The sequence below is a fragment of the Affinundibacterium danionis genome, from assembly GCF_042432465.1.
Lineage (GTDB): Bacteria > Pseudomonadota > Gammaproteobacteria > Burkholderiales > Burkholderiaceae_D > Undibacterium > Undibacterium danionis.
This window is the reverse complement of sequence record NZ_JBHLXJ010000018.1, coordinates 26,205-46,851: the sequence shown is the minus strand read 5'-3', so window position 1 is coordinate 46,851 and position 20,647 is coordinate 26,205. Positions and strand designations below refer to the sequence as shown.

Below are 20,647 nucleotides of genomic sequence, written 5' to 3'. Positions count from 1 at the left end.
GTCGCTAGATTTGATTTAATTGAACAACGGAGGCCCGCGAGCGGGCAGAGGAGCGGAAACTATCGCAGCGAGTCGTGCTGCTGGAATCGATTGTGTGGCGTAGGATAATGCATGTACCGGAGGGCAAACTTCGATAAGCGGAAGTTCGGGAGCGATGCCAGTAGGTACGCAAAACGAGCATTCTAGGGTGTGCGTAGTCGCCTTACCATCAACAATTTTGCCAGATTCGTTGACAAATTTAATGCCCGTGCTGGTACACACCATACTGACGCCTTTTCCTGCAATCATAGGCGCGGCCATGGCGACACCCAGTGTTAGCCCATACAGGAATAACACGGCGATCACGAGCTTATTAGCGCGACGCAAACGATGAAGTAAGGAAAAGGAAAACATGGGGCGCGATTGTAGCAGGAAAATATTGAATTGGTCGAAATCTCAGGCACGCTTACATCTAAAATAGAGATTGATAGAGAACAAAGGACTTGAGATGCAAGTCATTCGCTAGTGTTTTTAAGGAGTTTTGGATGAGTTCTAAATAAATTTAAAATGAATCTAAAATGAATTTAAAATAAGTACAAATTCCAGTGCACAAACAACGAAGCACTGATACCTCCCACCAATGAAAGTCTAAGATGCAATATGTTCGCTTAATCTCTTTATGTCTATTACTTGGTTCTGGCCTAGCGCAGGCGCAGAAGATAGGCAGTGTTGATACTGCTTTTAAATTGCTGGGTCCTGACCATAAGATTGTGGTTGAAGCTTATGACGATCCTAAAGTTAAAGGCGTCACTTGTTACGTATCTCGTGCCAAAACGGGAGGGATTAAAGGTGGCTTGGGCTTGGCCGAGGATAAAGCGGAAGCCTCAATTTCTTGCCGTCAGGTTGGTAATATTAGTTTTGACAAGCCGCTCAAACAGCAGGAAGAAGTCTTTAATCAAAGTCTTTCTATTTTGTTTAAAAAGTTGCGTATCGTTAGGATGGTCGATGTCGAACGCAATACGCTTATTTATCTGACATACTCCGACAAATTAATTGATGGCTCGCCGCAAAACAGTGTGACAGCGGTGCCAGTAGATAGCCGAACTCCCATACCATTGAAGTGATTTCTTCGGATCTTGAATGCGATATGCAATAAATGTGCAATAAACTAAAGCTGTTGCAGAGCAATTTATTTTGGATTTAGCCTCGCCGTGGACTTGCTTGGAATTGATTTCCATTAGGAAATAATGTCTAATACGGTGAATTTGCTCTGACCACAAGCATTTAATCTTTCATACTATTTTAAAATATTCTTTTGCAAAACGATGAATCACAGCGCACAACCCATGGTGACGGACAAACAAGCTGTCGATAGTTTGTTAAAAACCATACGCATTCCTCCACGGCCTAGCTTGCTGGTTGAGATGCAAAAGGAATTAAATAAGAATGAGCCTAGTGCGCAAGGATTAGCAAAAATTATCGCTAATGATGTTTCGCTTGCAGCATCGCTGTTAAAGTTGACCAATTCTTCCTTTTTCGGATTACGTCTAAAAGCACAATCGGTTGATCATGCTGTGGGTTTGATAGGTACTACGCAAACAGGCATGCTCATGACAGGAATTATTGCGCGCCAATCTATTAATGCTAGTGCGTTGTCATTGGGTAAATTTTGGGATTTTTCGACTAAACGCGCACAGGCTCTAAGTGCCATGGTTAAACGTTTCCCGGTTTGTTCGTCTGATGTAGCACACACTTTTGGTTTGTTTTGCGATATCGGTGTGCCGATTTTGATGGAGCGTTTTCCTGATTACGCCGAAACTTGGAAAAAAGCGAATAATGAATTTGATTTGCCTTTAACCCAAATTGAAGACAATCACCACATTACAAATCATGCGTCTATCGGTTCTTTAATGGCGCGCACTTGGGGTTTGCCGGAGCAAGTCTCGACCGCGATTTTATTGCATCATGATTACAGCACTTTAGAAGATACTGCGACCGAAGATAGTGTGCGTGGCTTGATCGCCTTGTCTACCTTGGCCGAATACGCGATTCAAAAATATGAGGGGCAAGAGAGTTCCGCTGAATGGTTCAAGGCGCGGGAACGTGTTTGTCAGTATCTAGGCATAGGTTTGCATGACGCTGAAGATTGGTGTGAAGAGTTGCAAGATATGTTTAATCATAACCATTGATCTATCTAAAGTTATCAAGCCTAGGTTTTTTGTAGCCACGTTTAACGTGGCTTACCACCCAAAATTCGTGCCGGCAATAAGACCACCGCACGCAATAATTCAAATACGCCATCGACTGCGACACCGAGTATTCGGAACGGCAAAAGTAATAGCCATACCAAGGGATAAAATACGATCGCAAGTAAGGCCAGTGGCCAGCACAATAAGAATAAAATAATCCAGAGTAAAAAGCCTATCATGGTGAAATTCCTCTCAATTAATCTCTGTCAGTTGATATCTGCCAGTTGATACTTCGGCCTAAAACCGCATAACCCTGACTTTACCCAATCCATCATCCTCGTATCAATCGCGATGAGACAGAACGCAAAATGCTGGGCATGGACGGTGAGAGGCTAGATCTAGAAGATGAGCTTGAGCTAAATTATACTAATGTCAAGGCCTATCATTCGCCACCCAATTGATGACCTCATCTAACACTGGACGAGCGCGGCTGATACCAGCTTCATCGCTATTGATAATACCCACTACGATCCAATCATTTTGTTGCTGATCCCGAACATAGCCAGCGACGGCAACGACATTTTTTAAGGTACCCGTTTTAATTCGCGCACGCGCTTCGGCAGCGCTGGACTTGAGACGATTACGCATGCTGCCATCAATGCCTACGATGGGTAAGCTGCTAGCGAATTCTGGATACCAATTACTATTGGCGGCAACTCTTAAAATACTTGACAATTGATTGGCGCTGATCTTATCGGTGCGCGATAAGCCCGAGCCATTTTCTATTTGCAGACCAGTATCGCTGATGCCATTTTTGGCTAACCAAGCGCGGATCACCGCGTTGGCAGTTTGGCTGGAATCTGCAAAATTTTTGCCTACAGGAGACTCCGCTCCCAAAGTTAGAAATAATATGCGTGACATCGCATTGTCAGAAAACTTATTGATGATGCGCAGCGTGTCGGCCAGTGTCTCGGATTCTCTTTGCGCGATGAGTACCGCGTTAGCCGGCGTGCCTCCATCCTGGATTTGTCCTTGCCAACTACCACCTAGTTCTGCCCATAGCGCGCGTATCACACTGCCAATGTAAGCATTGCGCTCGACGAGATTGAGATACACCGTGGTTTGACAGTTTTTGGGAAAAGCACCGCTTAAGCTAATTTCGATTTGAGCTTGAGGATTGATGCTAGTTTGCGGCGCTACCCAAGTATTTTTCCATTCGTTGCACGGCGCGTTATTACGTGTCATCTGATTTTTGATACTCACCCTATCCATAGGCGTGAGTAATTTGCTTTCTATGGTGTTGCTATCAGAATTAATGGCAATGGCGCTGATATTGCTGTGGATGAGCAGTGCATCAGGAATGACGTTGTAGTAGGCATCCGGATTTTCGTCGAAAGGTGTGACATTCAGCTCGGGGCGCGTCGGTTGAAAATAATTGCGGTCAAGCACAATGTCGCCTTGCAGATCGCGCACTCCTTGTTGACGCAAATTACGAAGTAGCAGACTTAATTTGTCCCAAGTGAGATTGGGATCGCCGCCACCTTTTAAGTAGAGTTTGCCCGTGTATGTGCCGTGTTTGATGCCGGTGAGGGGCATGTCCGCATAAATCTGGGTTTTCCAGCGAAAATTGGGGCCTAGTTCGTCCAAAGCGATAAAACTGCTCACCAGTTTCATAGTCGAGGCTGGACTGACTGCTTTGTCGCCTTGTAAGTTAAAAACGTATCCGTTCTGCCGACTTGGTGTGATGACCAGGCTCAGCGCGGACTTAGGCAAATTGGCTTTCTTTAAGAGACTCTCTACGTTGGCGGGTAAGGTTTCTTGGGCGAACAGTGGTAATGCAAAGCAAGAACTCAATAGGGCAAAAAGAAAACGACGGGACAAGCACATGACATGAGCCTTTGATCAGAAAACGATAAATAATGATTTGCTAGTATGCCATGTCAGTTGAAATTCTCGCCAAGCTTATTGAACTTTCCGCTTACGATTAGGTTCTAAATATATCTATGCATGTTTTATCCGATAAAATTCCACTGCTTTGAGCATTTCAGCATTCTTAATCCCCAACTTACTTTATATATGAAACTAACTACTCTCGCATTATTGTGTTCGACACTGTTTGTTGTGAATGTTGACGCAGCACAGGCACAAGATTCTTTACCCGCTTCGTCACAACCGACGGCCTTTACCATGAGCTCCGGTACTGAGCGCAGTGCGGAACAAATGGCGATGGTGTTTGAAAAAGCGGATTTGAGTTTGAAATTAAATCCTGAGGCACGCAGTATTCAGGGTACTGCCGTCTTGGTCTTTTCGGCTAAATCAGAGTTAAAGCGTATCGCCTTAGAACTAGATAAAAATTTGCCCGTCGAGGCGGTCAGTATTAATGGCGTGGCTTTAGCATCGGAGGCTATCAGCAATGCTGAGGGACGTTTGTTGCTGACTTTGCCCAAAGCCTTGCAGAAGCGCGAACGTGTTGAGGTGGGTATTCGTTACCAAGGTATTCCTCGTATTGCTAAACGCGCGCCGTGGGATGGCGGTTTTGTCTGGACTAAGACACCCACGGGAGAACCATGGATTGCTTCTGCAGTGCAAGGCGAAGGCTGCGACTTGTTCTGGCCTTGTATCGATCATCCTATGGGCAAACCAAAGTTAATGACGGTGCATATTACCGTACCAGCACCCTTGGTCGTAGCAGGCAATGGCGTAGCGCAAGGTATGGATGAAAAAGATGGCTGGCGCACTTATCACTGGAAAACTAAAAATCCTAGCACTTACGGTATCTCGATCAACGTAGGACCTTATGAGTTGCTGGAGAGTGAATACCAAAGTCGCTTCGGAAATCGCATCCCTTTACGCATGTGGTACTTGCCAGCGAATAAAGAAAAAGCACAAGGCTTGATGGCGGAATTTGCGCCTATGCTCGATTTCTTTGAGAGTAAATTCGGTCCTTATCCCTTTGGCGATGAAAAGATGGGCGTGGTCGAAACACCGCATTTAGGAATGGAACATCAAACTATTAACGCCTATGGCAATGATTATGTGAAATCAGCTCACGGCTATGATTGGCTTTTACAGCATGAGTTTGCACACGAATGGTTTGGCAATCAATTAACCAATGAAAATTGGGATGATTTCTGGTTGCATGAAGGATTTGGTTCTTATATGCAGCCTTTGTATTTGCAATATTTGCGCGGTGAGCGTGATTATCAGGTTGCTTTGCACGAACAGAGAATTCGTATCGTCAATAAGTTTCCTATGGTTACTGGGCATTCTATGAGTGAGCATGACGTATCGAATGGACCTGGCAATGATGTGTACTACAAAGGCTCGAATTTATTGCATACCTTGCGCGGCTTAATCGGTGACGAGGCGTTTTTCAAAGCGGTTCGTTTGCTGGTTTACGGACGCAATGATCCCAAACCAGGGAATTTTGAACCGCGTTATAGCTCCAGCAAAGAGTTCATCCAGATCGTTAATCAAGTCACTAAGAAAGATTGGAACTGGTTCTTTAAAGGCTATTTGACCCATGCTCGTTTGCCTGAGGTAATAGCGAAGAAGGAAGGAAACCTCTTATCTTTGAAATGGAAACTACCTGACGATAGTGAGTTCCCTTTGCCTTTGCAAGTCAGAGTTAATGACAAGCTGGTTCAAGTGCCGATGACACATGGTGTGGGTCAAGTGAGTTTGCCGCCGAATGCAACTTACACCATAGATCCGGGCGCACGAGTATTAAAACATGAGCCACATCTTGAGGTGTGGGCAGCAGATGCGGCGGCACGAGCTAAGGCGCGCGCTAAAGCAAAATAAGCGAAATAAGCCAAATAGACAAATAAGCAAAACCAAATACAACATTCTTGGCTTTGTTTTCCTACGAGAAACCGCGAATGGATGCAGGGTGATATACCTGCAGCCATCGCGGTTTTTCCGCCTCTTATCGGTAAATTAGCAATATTGGCTAAAGTTTAAGTTATACTCGCTTCCTTTTTTTAGCATCGACGCACACATCTTTCCTAGTTTTTTTTAGAGGCAGCGATGGTGATTTACCGATACGTAAGATGCGTCATTTATAAATATAAGGAAGCTTGTATGACTTTTCGTTCGCCTTTATTGACCGCCTCAACTTTATTACTCAGTGTTTTGCTAGCAAATACAGCCGCTGCCCAGAGTATACAAAAGGGTGCGATTGAAAAATGTGCTAAAAACTTTGGCACTTTGGCTGTGGTAGAGCCGCAAAGCCATATGTTGGCGTCCTTATCTCAATATAAACTCGGTTCCCCGTCAACCATGCTGCGCATGATCGTCGAAGAATCCGGATGTTTTACAGTGGTTGAGCGTGGCGTCGCCATGCAAAATATCCGCCAAGAACGTGAATTAGCATCGGCTGGACAATTGCAGCAAGGTTCTAATGTCGGTGGCGGGCAATTGCAGGCGGCTGATTTTGTGATGACACCTTCAGTGCAATTTGCGAGTGATACAGGTGGCGTGGGTGGCGCCGTTGGCGGTTTGTTAGGACGCTTTGGTGGTGGTTGGGGCGCGCTGGGCGGCCTTGCTGGTGGCGTTAAGTTTAAAGAAGCAGAGACTACTTTATTATTAGCGGACGTTCGTTCCGGTATACAAGTGGCGAGTGCTGAAGGTCAAGCGAGCAAGATGGATTTCAGTTTAGGTGGTTGGGGCTGGGGCGGTTTTGGCTGGGCCAGCGCTGGTGGTTATAGCAAAACTCCTGAAGGTAAATTAATCGCGGCTAGTTTGCTCGATAACTACAATAAGATTGTTCAAAATGTACGTAACAAAGATCAATTAATTCAATCGACCTCACAAGCATCCAAAAATAACGCGGCGAATTCTATACAGGCAACACCGCCATCCCAAGTCGCAGCCCAACAATACAATGCCGCACCAGCTCCCGCACAGACTGCGTCTTCAGCGCCGGCAAGTGCAGGTGGTTTAGTCGGTGTGTATGCGGTTAAATTTGTAGGTGATGATGAAGGTACCGTTAATGTCATGATTAATAAAAACGGCAATGTCACTGGCATGGGTAAATCGACCAAACATAATTTCAATTTCAACGTGTCAGGAACCGTTAGCCCTGATGGCGAATTGATGCTGGCTGGCTCGGGTAAAGCAGGCGGCGCTAAATTTATGGGAACTGTTGATTTACAATCTGGCGCGGTGGTTGGTATGTGGCAGTGGGAAGGCAATCAAGCAGGGCAGGGAACTTTCAACGGTCGCAAGCAATAAATATTTATTTTTAAAGCTAGTTTAGTAGTTATTTTAGTGGCAAAAGAGTCGGCTTAGTCCGACTCTTTTTTTTGTGGCTTTTTTTGTACTTTTTTAGTGCTCATCTTCATCTCCTCAATTCCCAATTGTCGTAAAAAAAGACAATTTTATTTAATAATTCCCAAGCAAACTGGTAAATCCTGTTCACGACTTAGAAAGGGATTGACACTTACATTTCTGACTACGATACTCGATTCATTTCCTGCGAGAATTTTTCTATTAGCGCTGTAGTGGCTTTTAATTTTGGACATGTATCTTGGTGTGAAGCATATTCATCTTAAATTATTTTTACCATTCGCCATTGGCTTATTGGTGCTTTTGCCTGCCTTGTTAATTACTTGGTTTGCTTATAGAACGGCACAACAGTCTGCCACCGATGCTGCCAATAGCGTGATGGTGCAAGCAAGTTTGCGTGCCAGCGAAGCAGCCCATGCTGATCTGGCTGAAAGTAGTCGTTTGATGAATTATTTTTCTAGCTACGGTGATGCGGTGGGCGGAGAGCCTGATCCGCGCCATTTTGTTAGCCCTGATCGTTTTGAGGAAGTCGCTTGGGGCGCCATGCGCAGCACTAGGCTAGTGAAGTTCATTGCTTATTCGTCGTTTGACGGTGCTTATCGTGCCATCAATTTATATGATGAAGACGCATTGCCTGAAGTGTTGGTGCAAACACCGGGTGAGGCGAAACGTCGGCATTATCGCAGTGCTTTTTCTTTAGATAGGCGCATGATGATCGGGTCGGATAAAACCGATTATTTGCCGAACAGCCGTCCTTGGTATAAAGCTGCTATTAATGCCGCTGATCAAACTGGTACTTCTACCGACAGGCGTTCTTGGACCGATGTGTACCCCTCGTTCTCTCGTAGCCAATTGCAGATTGCTCACTCTGTTGCTGTGCGCAATGCGAAACGTGAGTTAATCGGCGTATTGGCGCTGGAGGTGTCATTCAAATTGTTGGGGGATCTTTTACAAAGCTTGCAAATCAGTCCTCATGCAATCGCATTTATTATTGACCGCAACGGCAAGCTGGTGGCGACATCCAATCCTAAAGAATTAATTGGCGCAGCTGGTGTGCCTCTGATTTCCGCAAACGAGTCGAGATCAGGGATGGTACGAGCAGCTATGGCGAATTTTCCACAAGGGATGAAATTTGATGCACATCAGGTTTCTCGCCCGAATGAAAATTCGGCCGCTACGCATAACGTAAGCGTAGCTTGCTTGGCGTCGGGACGCTGTGAGAATTTTCAATTTGAGCTGGAGGGGCAAACTATACTAGCGCATGCGTCCTCACTCAATTATTCGCCTGAAGATGAGCAAAGTTCGACCTATCCAACATTAAATAAGTTGGCGCGTGGAGAAAATTTTCCGGATTGGCGCTTAGTTATTGCGGTTCCCGCAGACGATTTTAGTTATGTCATTAAGGAGAAAAGTCAGCGTACTGTGGTGTTGGCGACCGTGTTTGCCTTGTTGGCTTCGGCTTTTGGCATTTGGTTTGCGTTACGCTTAAATCACATCATTGCAGCGATCGCTAGAGCGGCGGTGAAATTAGGGCATGGTGATTTAGAGCACAGCCCGATCTTTACTCGCTTTGCTGAGTTTCGTCAGATTAGTGATGAGCTGGAACATACAGCTGATGCTCTACGAACCTCGCGTGATGCCTTGATGGCGCAAAATGCCGAGCTAGAAGAGCGCGTTCTAGCGCGCACTCAAGATTTGGCCTATCAAACGGAGCAAGCACTGCAAGCAGTTAATGCGAAGGCCGCCTTCCTCGCGACCATGAGTCACGAAATACGCACGCCTATGAATGGCGTGATTGGTATGGCCGATTTGTTGGCGGGAACTACACTAGATCCGGAACAGCGTGACTATGTGACGACGATTAGATCCTCTGGCGACGCCTTGCTAACGATTATCAATGACATTTTGGATTTTTCGAAAATCGAATCAGGTAAATTGGCATTGGAGCGGGCGCCGCTGTCAGTGCAACTATTGATAGAAGAAAGTCTGGCTTTAGTCGCGGCTGTCGCGAATCGTAAAAATGTCGAGCTCTTGTATGAAATTGATCCCTCAGTCCCAGACATGGTGATGGGAGATGTGACACGTTTGCGCCAGATTGTGTTGAATCTTCTCAGCAATGCAGTGAAGTTTACCGATACCGGTGAAGTCAAGGTGCATGTTCAGCAAGAGAATCCTTTGCGCCCTGAACTATTAACGATCATTGTCAGTGATACGGGAATCGGTATTCCAGCCGAAAGTATTGATATGTTGTTCGCTGCGTTTTCACAGATTGATGCAGCGACCACGCGTAAATATGGCGGCACTGGTTTGGGCTTAGCGATTACCCGACGGCTGGCCGAATTGATGCATGGATCAATTCGGGTCGAGAGTGAATTAGGACGAGGTAGTCGCTTTATTGTTCGAGTAAAAGCCCATCCAGCGGTACCTGTTGCATCTTTGTTTAATCATGGTGCACAACATCAGTCATCGAATGCGAGTCGAATTGACTCGACAATTTTGTCGCCATCACGGTTCTTGCAAGACAAACATGTGTTGTTGATGGATGATAATGCAACTAGCCTCCTACTGTTACAGAAGCGATTGGCGCGTTATGGTATGTCTAGCACCGCAGTGTCAAACTGGCAGGCGTTGCAGGAGTTACTCGGCCAGGACAAGTTGTTTGATTGTGCTCTGATTGATTTTGATATGCCAGTACACAATGGCATCCAAGTTGCGAAAGAGCTTGCTGTAGCACGTCCAGATCTTCCTGTGATACTTATGAGTAACGTGACTGATAGTCGGGAGCAGGATGTCGATCATTATTGTCAAGTGCATCTCTATAAGCCTTTGAAAGAATGTCTTTTGATTGATGCGCTTTTGAGTGTCCTGCAGGCTAAGAATATACCGTATAAGAAGTTGACTGACCTTGTCGGGTCGAGTCAAGAGAATAAAATTTCTCTGAGCGGCACACAATATGCTGACCAATACCCTTTGCGAATGTTGGTGGTGGATGATAATCCTACTAATCGAAAAGTAGCCTGTATGTTGTTACAGTATTTTGGTTATGATGCCGATACCGCAAATGACGGCCGTGATGCCCTTGATCAAATACTTGCAGCCGACGCAGCCCAGTGCGCTTTTGATTTAATTTGGATGGACGTCCATATGCCAACTATGGATGGTTTGGAAAGCACAAAGATTTTGCGACGATCGAACGTACAGCAACCCTATATTGTTGCGATGACCGCGGCGGCCATGCATGGTGATAAAGATATGTGCTTGAAAGCAGGAATGGATGATTATGTGAGCAAGCCAATCGAAATCTTAGAGCTAGAACGCGTGTTACAGACTTACTATGAACATGTGGAAACGGGCGGGAAACGAGCCGAGCTCGATCAGACAAGACCGGCTGCCGAGATGGATGCAGAGGCGCCTTTTAGTGTTGCGGAAAAGTCTGTTTCAGCAAGTGGTGAGATTCTCTATTTTGACCCAGATCGATTCATGGCGTTTTGTGAGGGCAACCCAACTTATCGCAGCACATTTGTTGGCTTGATTGTGAATATGATCAATAAAACTCCCGCTCAATACGATGAAGCCATGGACGCTTGGAAAAAACAGCAGAACGAGGAAGCTGCCCGTATTCTGCATACGATGCGTGGCTCCCTCGGCACCTTGGGCGCGGTGGAATTTATCGAAATTTCTCGTACTTTAGAAAATGCGATTAAACAGAATAACCAAGAACTAGCCGATGCACTGTTTAGTGAAGTGAAGTTGATTTTGGAGCAAACCATGGCGCAAGCTCAGCAATGGCTAAGAAAGCAGGAATTGCAGTAGACTATAAAAAATTGCAATTTTGAATATTTTTAGCGCTTGTTTTGTCATGAATTAGTGCATGTCCTACATAAAACAAGGCTTTTCGTTATAATCTGCCCCTTCTTTTGCCCGCACGAATTAGCACCCATTATGACTTTACGTACCAATGAAATTGAATTGTTATCGCCTGCCAAAACAGTCGAGATAGGGCGTGAGGCCATTTTGCATGGTGCCGATGCGGTGTATATCGGTGGCCCCTCATTCGGTGCGCGGCATAATGCCAGCAATGAAATCAGCGAGATCGCCAAATTAGTTGAATTTGCCCATCGTTATCACGCTAGAATTTTCGTTACGCTCAATACCATTTTGCATGATAGCGAATTAGAGCCAGCGCAAAAACTGATACATCAATTTTATGACGCTGGGGTTGATGCATTAATCGTGCAAGATATGGGGGTGATGGAACTAGACATTCCACCGATTCAAATTCATGCCAGCACCCAATGCGATATTCGAACGCCAGCCAAAGCGCACTTTTTAGGGGCTTCCGGTTTTTCTCAATTGGTATTGGCGCGTGAGTTGACTTTAGAACAAATTAAAGCCATCAAAGCGCAAACTACGACACCTTTGGAATACTTTGTGCATGGTGCTTTATGCGTGGCGTTTTCCGGTCAATGCTATATCTCACACGCCAAAGATGGTCGTAGTGCGAATCGCGGCGATTGCTCACAAGCCTGTCGTTTGCCTTATACCTTGACGGATGGCGAAGGCCGCGTCGTTGCTTACGACAAGCATTTGCTGTCGATGAAAGACAATGATCAAAGCGCGAATCTGGAAGCCTTATTGGATGCAGGTATTCAATCCTTAAAAATTGAAGGTCGCTACAAAGATATGGGCTATGTGAAAAATATCACAGCGCATTATCGTTTGCTATTGGATGAAATTTTAGAACGTCGTCCTGAGTATTATCGTGCCTCCAGTGGGCATACGCAGATTGCCTTCACACCGAATGTGGATAAGACCTTTCATCGCGGTCACACAGCGTATTTTGCCAACGGCCGTTTGGATAATATCGGTGCGTTCGATTCCCCTAAATTTGTTGGTTTGCATATAGGCTACGTGACTCGATTAGGACCTGATTGGTTTGAGTTAGAAACCAATGACGATCTAGCGAATGGCGATGGGCTCAATTACATGCATAAGCGTGAAGTGGTCGGTGTGCACGCGAACACGGTAGAGAAAAAATCGACTAATGATAATGGTACGATTTGGCGCGTCTACCCCAATGAGAAAATGGCGGAATTCGCCAGCCTCAAAGTCGGTATGTCGGTGCATCGTAATCGCGATCAACAATGGGAGATGGCGTTGACCAAAAAATCCTCGGATCGCAAGTTGGGTCTGTGGATGAATTTATCCGAGACTGACCATGGTTTAGTATTGAATTTATCTGATGCGGATGGTGTCAACACCAGTACCTCAATACAGCTCAGTTTAGAGCCTGCGCAACAAGCTGACAAAGCCGAAGCGGGTTTGCGTGAAAATCTGAGCAAGCTCGGTAACACCATGTTTTATGCCGAGCAGATAGACTTGAATTTGAGCCAGCCTTGGTTTCTCCCATCATCTGTCATCAATGCCTTACGCCGTGACGCGGTCGCCAAACATGAACAAGCACGGGTGCAAAATTGGAAGCGTCCCTTGCGTGAAGCGGCGCAGGAACCTTTGGTGCCTTATCCAGAAACCACGCTGACTTATCTGGCCAATGTGTACAACCACAAAGCCAGTGCCTTTTATAAAAAGCATGGCGTGCAGCTGATCGCAGCGGCGTATGAATCGCATGAAGAAGCGGGTGAAGTACCGCTGATGATCACCAAACATTGCCTACGCTTTTCGTTTAATCTGTGTCCGAAACAGGCAAAAGGTGTGACGGGTGTGCAAGGTCAAGTTAAAGCCGAACCGATGACGCTGGTGAATGGCGACGAAAAATTTACTTTACGTTTTGATTGCAAACCATGCGAAATGCACGTGATGGGAAGTATGAAACCTCATATTCTCAGATCAGCACCACCGACCACGGTCACCAGTCCTTTGGTGTTTCATAAGTCCAGACCACAGTGATTTTTCGGCGTTGACGTGGGTTGGTGCAGAACCTGCGAAGCCCAACATCGCTCAGTTAGTAAATTATTGCTTTACATTGAACTGACGCAAGCTGGGCTTTTCAGCCCAGCCTACTGCAAATCAGTCGATCACGCTGCGCGCTTCCAATAAGGCAATACGATACGACCTCGCTGCTTCGCAATCATTAATAAACTGATCGTCGCTGTCACGATAATCCCGAAAGCGATGGCTGAACCTTCGATGCCGAAAGCGCCGCCTGTTAGCCAATCTGGTCCCGATATTTTACTTATGAATAAACCGTGACGAGCTTCGTGACCAGAGACCGCGGCGGAGAAAATGCCGTCTTGAAAGAAATTCCAAGCCGCGTGCATAGAGACGCATAGCCAAAGACGACCTGTGACCATAAACGCTGCCGCTAATAACAATCCGGCAGCGGTGATATTCGCAAATCCCAGTGCGCTGATATTGTCATTCACCAGATGCATGGCACCAAATAGGACGGCGGATGCCAATAGCGCCAGCCAGCTACCCAAGGACTGTTGTACCACTCGGAAGAACACACCACGGAGCATCATTTCCTCGATTAAGCCCACGGTAAGATGGGTGAATAGTGGGATTAAGATCACACTCCATGGCGAGGTGCCCACAATTTGGAAGCCGCCCAAAAAGGCGATGGTAGCGACAGTCATGCAGACCAAGATACCGCCTACAGCAAAACCTAGACTAAATTCACCTAAAAATCCTGACAAAGCGAGTTCAGGAGTCTTACGCTTTTCTACCTTAAGTGCATACCAATGGTAACAAGCATAAGCGACGCAGGCACCTATTAATTGGCCTACTTTAACCAGTAATTTGTCATCGGTGAATTTGCTGGCCGCTGCTTGTATTAGCAGAAACGGTAAAAGAAAAGAGACTATGCCCATCACCACACGTGTTACGGGAAATTGTATGAAGCGCTGTAATAGCGAGGTATTCATGGGCTGAGCGATGTGAGTCGTGGTCATAAGAATTTGATGTGGTAGTTTAAATGACCTCGCCTAGCGAATGATTTATTGCGCAGGCTAAGGTGGGAATAATGCTATGGAGTAGACTTTAAACCTAAGCCGTGTTTTAAACTTCTTGATTCCGACCAAATGTCAAATCCGTGGTATGAGCAGTCGCTATGGAGCTATGGACTTTGACTTGCGTAGAGCTGAGGCGCTAGCGATGAACTCGCTAGCGTCAGGTGTGAGTGAATGCAGCAGGCTAGTTGGCTGCTGCGTCAATTGGATAGGAGAATATCTATTGATGTGCGTGCTTATTTACTAAAAGCCTTACGTGAGCCATCTTCAAAAACCTCATCGTCACTCAGGAGCGTAGCATTCTCGTCCCAGCGTTTTTGTCGAAATAATTTGCCATTCTTATCGTAGTGATCTTCATGGCTGATTTTTCCATCCTCGAAGAAAATTTTGTGTATACCGACCGGGCGGTTATTGTAGCTGCCGAGTTGTTGATATTTAGCTTGTGAGCTCAGGCTACCTTTATCGTTGAATGACTTCACTTCTTTGAAGTAATTTCCATTCTCTAGGGTAAATACTTGTTGTTGCCGCATTTGTCCATTTTGGAAAAACTGTGTTTCAGAGCTCATGAAATTTCTACGTTTTCCCTCAATATCGAGCATGTCAAATATTTGTTCTTGCTTTTTGCTGCCATTTTCGTAAAACACGCTTTTACGAACGAAGGCTCGATTTTTTTCCGCAGTATTGATCACGTTTTCATATTGTTTATTGCCATTTTCAAAAAAGCCAGTTTCCGTCATTTGATTGGCTTTTAACTCCATCGTGTTTCTGATTTTTCCGGTGCTGGTGTCGAAGCTAATCGCTTGTTGAATGACGCCTGCGAGTATGGTTTCGGTAGCGCGTTTTTGGCCTTCTTCATTGTAATAAGTATGGGTGACCGCCTTGCTTTTAAAGCCGCATAATGTGGCGTCGTCTACATGCGGTGCAAGTAGGGCTTTGTTGCTGCAACTTAGGCTATTGAGTGCGGATTTTTGTGTGTAGTGCACCGAAGCGGGAGGCCTATCGTCGGCTATCCATTCAACTTTTTTGAGTGTGCCATCGGGAAACCATTCGCGTTGTAAGCCTTGCCGTTTGCCCATGACTTCTGTCTCTTCTTGGATCAATTGTTTGTTTGGCGCGTATTTGCGTGTGACGCCATTTCTCTGGCCGTTCTCTGTGTCAGTATATTCGAGCGTCAATACACCATTTTGGTAATGGCGATATAAGCCGTAAATTTTTCCGGCTTTAATTTCACGTTGACTAGTCATCTGCCCATTTTCTCTATCTTTGCAGATAATGATTCCCGTTTTACCCGCGGTTGTTGCACCGTTGTACATGCTGACCGATTTACCGTTTAAGGTGCAATCCTCTATGACATAGGCGAAACTGGGTGCGCTAAGCGTTAGTGAGATAAACGATGAGATAACCAATGAGATAAACGAAGAGATAAACAATGAAATACAGATAGTGAGATGTTTGAGAGCGATTTTCATAGTAGTCAATTTGCGGTGAAAATTGAGAATGCATCTTTCGTATTGTGCAGAGATCTCATTGTAACAAAAACGAAAATGCCAGCAGTGTTTTGGCTGCTGGCATTTTCTCTTGCTACCTTGGTTTTTAGTTAGATCTTACAAGTTCTCTTGTAAGAACTTCCATTTGGCTTTTTGCATAGACCAGTTTTGCCATGGATCTGCTACGCCATGGCCTTGACCTGGGTAGAGTTGTAAGCTGTAGTCTTTGTTACCTTTAGCCAATGCATCGATGAACATCACAGTGTTTTGTGGGTGAACATTGTCATCCATGGTGCCGTGCATGATCATGATTTTGCCGCTTAAATCTTTAGCCGCTTTCAAGCTAGAACCTTTATCGTAGCCATCTGCATTTTCTTGCGGTAAGCCCATATAGCGTTCTGTGTAGATACTGTCATAGAAACGCCAGTCAGTTACTGGTGCGCCGACGAAGCCGACTTTCCATGCTTTGCTATGTGTCATCGCATAAGAAGTGAAGTAGCCGCCATAGCTCCAACCATTTAAAGCGATTCTGTCCATGTCGGCAAAGCCTTGTTGACGCAACCACTCTAAACCATCTAACTGATCTTGCAGTTCCAATTGACCGAGTTTTTTATGAATTGGCCAAGCACTAGAAACGCCTTTGTTACTCGCACTTTGATTATCCATGACCCAAACGACATAACCTTGTTGCGCTAGGAAGTGGTAATACAAATTCGCATTCCACATATCACGTACTTGAGGTGCCATAGGACCTGCATACAGATGTTGATAGACAGGGTATTTTTTAGTCGCGTCAAAATTAGGTGGCAAGAACAAAACGCTTTCCATTAAGAAGCCATTGCGTGATTTGATTTGCTGATGCTTCATGGTTGCCAATTGCAGCTCTTTTACTTTGGCTGGTACACCCGCATCATCCACCAATTTCACTTGTACACCAGCATCGGTGAATAAAGCTTGTTTTGGTGTCTGGGTCATGCTGCTCCAGCTGTCAATATAATGGGTGAAAGTCTTATTCCAACGCACCATGTGCGTGCCTTTTTCTTCAGTCAGGCGTTTGAAATTACTGCCATCGAGATTGACACTGTATTCATCATTACCGATAGGATTGCGCTCATTGGCTGCAAACAAGACGCGTGAATTGGCTTCGTCCACTCCATGAACGGCACGAACATCCCAATCGCCTTGGGTGACGGCTTTAACTAATTGAAAGTTCTTGTCGTAGTGATATAAATGGTGATGACCAGTGCGGCTAGATTGCCAAATGAAGCCACCATCTTTTAAGAAGTGTGGCAAAGGCAGGCGCTCAGTCCAAGCGGGGCTGGTTTCTTTCACTACGGCTTTACTATTCAATTTGGCATCGTAGATGCGAAGGTCTAACCAAGTTTGTACACGGTCTTGCCATGCCGCCATGAGTCGGCCATCTGGTGTCCAATCAACTTGAACGATCAAGGTTTCTTTGCCAGCGTAGGGATCTTGGGTCCAGCTCACTTTACCATTCAAGTCAACCACACCGAGTTTAGTGATAGGGTTGGCATCACCTGCTTTGGGGTAGCGGGTACGATCCGTTTTGACAGGTTGACTATGTTCGCCGCTCAAGGTGTACACCGGTACTTTAGTTTCATCAAAACTTAAGAAGGCCAATTTTTTAGAATCAGGCGCCCAACGGAACGCACGGAAGTCGCCACGGCCATAGACCTCTTCTTGATAGACCCAATCCAAGCGGCCATTGAAAATGGTCTCGCTACCACCTGTGGTTAAGCGTTTTTCTTTGGCCGTCGCTACATCGGTGGCGTACATGTCGTTACCTTTTAAATAGGCAACGGTTTTAGCATCTGGTGACAACAGTGCTTCATCTTCTTTTTCATTCGGCGTGTTGGTCAATGCTCGCGCTTTTCCTGCGTTTAAATCTAATAACCAAATGTCGTTTTTGTAGGTGAAGATATAACTCTTCGTTTCTGGTTTAATGCGGGCGCTTAATTGATCGGCCAGTTTATTGATTTCCTTCTCGTCGATTTTGGCAGTTTTCAGTATGCTCAAAACATTGCCATCTGCTGGCAAGGCTGTTTTTTCCCAAGTCGCTGGGTTGATTACGAAAAGTTCAGCCGCGCCTTTGTTGACTTTGGATTCGATCAAACGATTTTGATTGTCCCAAGATAAGCGTGTTAATGGCGCAGCATTAAAATTTTGTTTTAATTCTGGGTGATACAGCATTTCTAAAGTTAATTTGCCGTCGCCTGCGTAAGCCGCGGCGCTGCATGCAAAGCCCGCGACGATCGCGACGGATAGCGCGTTCAAGCTAATAGTGCGTTTCATGGATGATCCTCCAAATGATTTTTCTTGATAATTGAATAATGCAAAATAAAATTTTTTAGGGTCAAAAAGCTGACTGTTTAAGATGCTTATTTCGCTCTTTAGTTCAAATTAGTTTAGCTTAATTCGGCTCAATTTAGCCTAATCACGCCTAATTCAGTTTTTTTAAAGACTTCACGACTAGGGGTAAAAGCTTTTCTTGCAAGCCAGTTTGCTTGCTTTCTTGTAGGTTAAGGTACAGCGCTGACAGAAACGCGCTTAAATTATGTTTGCGTGCCAAACTTGCTTGTGTAGTTTTTTTCAAGTCGAGTGAGGTTAGTAATAAAGTGGCAAACCAGTTATCCCATTCTTCGACAGTCAATTCCGAACGTAATCCCAAATAAAATACCGGCATCACAAAGCGTTCACCTTCGCCATAATGGTAGAAGTGTTGATCATTCCGAATTTGCGCTGCCAGTGCTTCTAGCATGACATTGTGTTGAGACTTCTTGAGTGCAGGATTTAGCGATAGTTGCATCATCCAGTCGGCCGCATGTGCGAGACCGTGGCGCCAACCTTGTTTTTCATCATAGCCGCGATAGTCACGAATATTGCGTAAATAGTGCGCAGCCTTACTTACCATTTCTTCCCTTTGCACCTGGTTCATAAACGCTTTACGCCTATCGACGCGTGCGACTTCAGCCAATACTAATGCTGCAAATGGCTGTAGAAATCCTGAATCATTTTGCGTCAGTGGTTCGGAGATTTGGCTCAGAAGCTGGTGTCGAATTTGTTGTACGGTATCGATCGTCAGTAATTCATTGCGCATCCAAAACGATAGCGCTTCAAATGCAATCTCATCGCGTAATTGAGGATCGGGATTGGCTAAACAATCGAGAAGTTTAAGCGCGCTTTGTTGTCTTTGCTCTGAATTCTCGATTTGCCATTGGTTTTCTTTGAGTGCCATCCAATTTTCTTGTGTCTGACCTGCGGGCGGGCAGCTTGCAAAAGCAAGCGCGTTATAGCTGAAAAAGCTGAAAACAAAGCACAGGGAAATTGCTTGATAAAACGATTTCATGGTCAACACTTTCATAAAAAGTGACGAAGTTCAGCGGGTCTTAGCGATTTTTTTCGATGAGTTTTCAATGAGTTTTCAATGAGTTTTTAGCGAATAAAAGGCGCAATTGCACGCATGGTTCTCTCAGTTGCACCTTGATGTTGCAAGAAGAAGGCGTGTGCTTGTGTGCCCATTTCCCTGCGTATTGCGACGTCATCGAGTAAGGTCTGAGCGCGGCGCATAACATCTGCAGCATCACTGGCGCGTTGCGCGCACTGGGCGGTAATGGCTTGCTCGGTAATTTCTGAAAAATTAAATGTATGCGGGCCGGTTAACACTGGCCGACTCATGGCGAAAGCTTCGATCAGATTATGGCCGCCCAGTGGCACCAAACTACCGCCTACAAATGCGACATCGCTGGCAGCGTAATACATATACATTTCGCCCATGCTATCGCCTAGGAATACTTGAGTATCAGTGGGGATGGGTAAGGCATCTTGATCTAAATCTAATGAGGAGCGGCGTACGAAGCGTAGTTGATGTTGACTTAATAAAGCAGCGACTTGATCAAAGCGTTGCGGATGACGGGGCGTAATAATTAATAATGCGCGAGGTAATTGCAATTGCATGAAAGCATCGACAATTAAGGCTTCTTCGCCTTCACGCGTGCTGGCGCAAATAAATACCGGACGATCCGCAAAATAAGCGCGCAATTTAGCGCCACGTTCTGCCATTAATGGTGGTGGACTGACGTCGAACTTCATATTGCCTGTCACGCATAAGTCCGCCACACCAAGCACTCGCAGGCGTTCAGCATCGGGGCCTGATTGTGCTGCCACATAATCAATCGCTTTTGCTGCCGGTAGCATGAGACCAGATAAACGTTGGGCTTTTTTTAGCGAACGTTCTGATAGGCGAGCATTGACTAGAGTGATAGGCACGCCAGCCGACTTGCATTGTGCGATCAAATTTGGCCACACTTCGGTCTCGATCAAGATACAAATTGTAGGAGAAAAGTGACGTAAAAAGCGACGTATCATCCAATTAATATCGTAGGGGACGAAGGCTTGAGTCAGACGATCAGCAACATTGTTAAATAAGATCTGACCCGTACTGCGACCTATCGGCGTCATATGGGTTAAGACAATATGATGTTCAGGATAAGCCGCTAATAGTGCCCTGATGATGGGCTCCGCCGCACGCGTTTCGCCAGCGGAGACGGCGTGTACCCAAAGATATTTTTTCGTGCTGATGGGCTGATACCAACCAAGACGCTCAGCGATATGTTGGCGGTAGCCGGGTTCTTGTTTGCCGCGTAGCCAAAGGCGCATGATGACAAAGGGAAGGGCGAGAGACCATGCTAAAGAGTAGATAAGACGCATTTATTAT

The 20,647-nt window shown here is 45.6% G+C and carries 14 protein-coding genes; 6 read left to right on the top strand and 8 right to left on the bottom strand.

What is annotated here, in order from left to right:
* Nucleotides 1-15: 15 nt before the first annotated feature.
* Nucleotides 16-393: a hypothetical protein gene (locus tag ACFFJH_RS16380; protein WP_390214017.1), complete on the bottom strand. Its 378-nt coding sequence runs from the start codon at nt 391-393 to the stop codon at nt 16-18.
* Between the two features lie 239 nt (nt 394-632).
* Here ACFFJH_RS16380 and ACFFJH_RS16375 point away from each other — a divergent pair, with 239 nt between their 5' ends.
* Complete coding sequence (locus ACFFJH_RS16375; protein WP_390214016.1) at nt 633-1,103, top strand: CreA family protein; 471 nt, start codon at nt 633-635, stop codon at nt 1,101-1,103.
* A gap of 201 nt (nt 1,104-1,304) precedes the next feature.
* A complete protein-coding gene (locus ACFFJH_RS16370) occupies nt 1,305-2,168 on the top strand; it encodes an HDOD domain-containing protein (RefSeq protein WP_390214015.1) in 864 nt (287 codons plus the stop codon).
* Nucleotides 2,169-2,209: 41 nt separating this feature from the next.
* Here ACFFJH_RS16370 and ACFFJH_RS16365 read toward each other — a convergent pair whose 3' ends face one another.
* The gene (locus tag ACFFJH_RS16365) at nt 2,210-2,407 is read right to left on the bottom strand and encodes a hypothetical protein (protein WP_390214014.1); all 198 of its coding nucleotides are present in this window, start codon (nt 2,405-2,407) and stop codon (nt 2,210-2,212) included.
* A gap of 193 nt (nt 2,408-2,600) precedes the next feature.
* Nucleotides 2,601-4,055 (bottom strand): D-alanyl-D-alanine carboxypeptidase/D-alanyl-D-alanine endopeptidase, encoded by a 1,455-nt coding sequence (dacB, locus tag ACFFJH_RS16360; RefSeq protein ID WP_390214013.1) that lies wholly within the window; start codon nt 4,053-4,055, stop codon nt 2,601-2,603.
* A gap of 189 nt (nt 4,056-4,244) precedes the next feature.
* On the opposite strand from dacB, the gene ACFFJH_RS16355 reads away from it, so the two are divergent.
* The 4 genes from ACFFJH_RS16355 (at nt 4,245) to ACFFJH_RS16340 (ending at nt 13,364) form a co-directional block, all read left to right on the top strand.
* Nucleotides 4,245-5,972 (top strand): M1 family metallopeptidase, encoded by a 1,728-nt coding sequence (locus tag ACFFJH_RS16355; RefSeq protein ID WP_390214012.1) that lies wholly within the window; start codon nt 4,245-4,247, stop codon nt 5,970-5,972.
* Nucleotides 5,973-6,251: 279 nt separating this feature from the next.
* Nucleotides 6,252-7,403, top strand: coding sequence for a CsgG/HfaB family protein (locus ACFFJH_RS16350; RefSeq protein ID WP_390214011.1), 1,152 nt, complete (start codon nt 6,252-6,254; stop codon nt 7,401-7,403).
* A gap of 288 nt (nt 7,404-7,691) precedes the next feature.
* A complete protein-coding gene (locus tag ACFFJH_RS16345) occupies nt 7,692-11,270 on the top strand; it encodes a response regulator (protein WP_390214346.1) in 3,579 nt (1,192 codons plus the stop codon).
* A gap of 129 nt (nt 11,271-11,399) precedes the next feature.
* Nucleotides 11,400-13,364 (top strand): peptidase U32 family protein, encoded by a 1,965-nt coding sequence (locus ACFFJH_RS16340; RefSeq protein WP_390214010.1) that lies wholly within the window; start codon nt 11,400-11,402, stop codon nt 13,362-13,364.
* A 128-nt stretch (nt 13,365-13,492) separates the two neighbouring features.
* Here the strand turns inward: ACFFJH_RS16340 and ACFFJH_RS16335 are convergent, their stop codons facing one another.
* The 5 genes from ACFFJH_RS16335 to waaA all read right to left on the bottom strand — a co-directional run bounded on the left by ACFFJH_RS16335 (nt 13,493) and on the right by waaA (nt 20,640).
* Nucleotides 13,493-14,368, bottom strand: a complete 876-nt coding sequence (locus tag ACFFJH_RS16335; protein ID WP_390214009.1) for a CPBP family intramembrane glutamic endopeptidase — start codon at nt 14,366-14,368, stop codon at nt 13,493-13,495.
* A gap of 293 nt (nt 14,369-14,661) precedes the next feature.
* Entirely contained in the window at nt 14,662-15,894 is a 1,233-nt protein-coding gene (locus tag ACFFJH_RS16330; protein ID WP_390214008.1) for a toxin-antitoxin system YwqK family antitoxin, read from the bottom strand.
* A gap of 135 nt (nt 15,895-16,029) precedes the next feature.
* Nucleotides 16,030-18,225: a S9 family peptidase gene (locus tag ACFFJH_RS16325; protein WP_390214007.1), complete on the bottom strand. Its 2,196-nt coding sequence runs from the start codon at nt 18,223-18,225 to the stop codon at nt 16,030-16,032.
* Between the two features lie 148 nt (nt 18,226-18,373).
* Nucleotides 18,374-19,168 (bottom strand): DUF2785 domain-containing protein, encoded by a 795-nt coding sequence (locus ACFFJH_RS16320; RefSeq protein WP_390214006.1) that lies wholly within the window; start codon nt 19,166-19,168, stop codon nt 18,374-18,376.
* 197 nt (nt 19,169-19,365) lie between these two features.
* A complete protein-coding gene (gene waaA, locus ACFFJH_RS16315; protein ID WP_390214005.1) occupies nt 19,366-20,640 on the bottom strand; it encodes a lipid IV(A) 3-deoxy-D-manno-octulosonic acid transferase in 1,275 nt (424 codons plus the stop codon).
* Nucleotides 20,641-20,647: the final 7 nt, after the last annotated feature.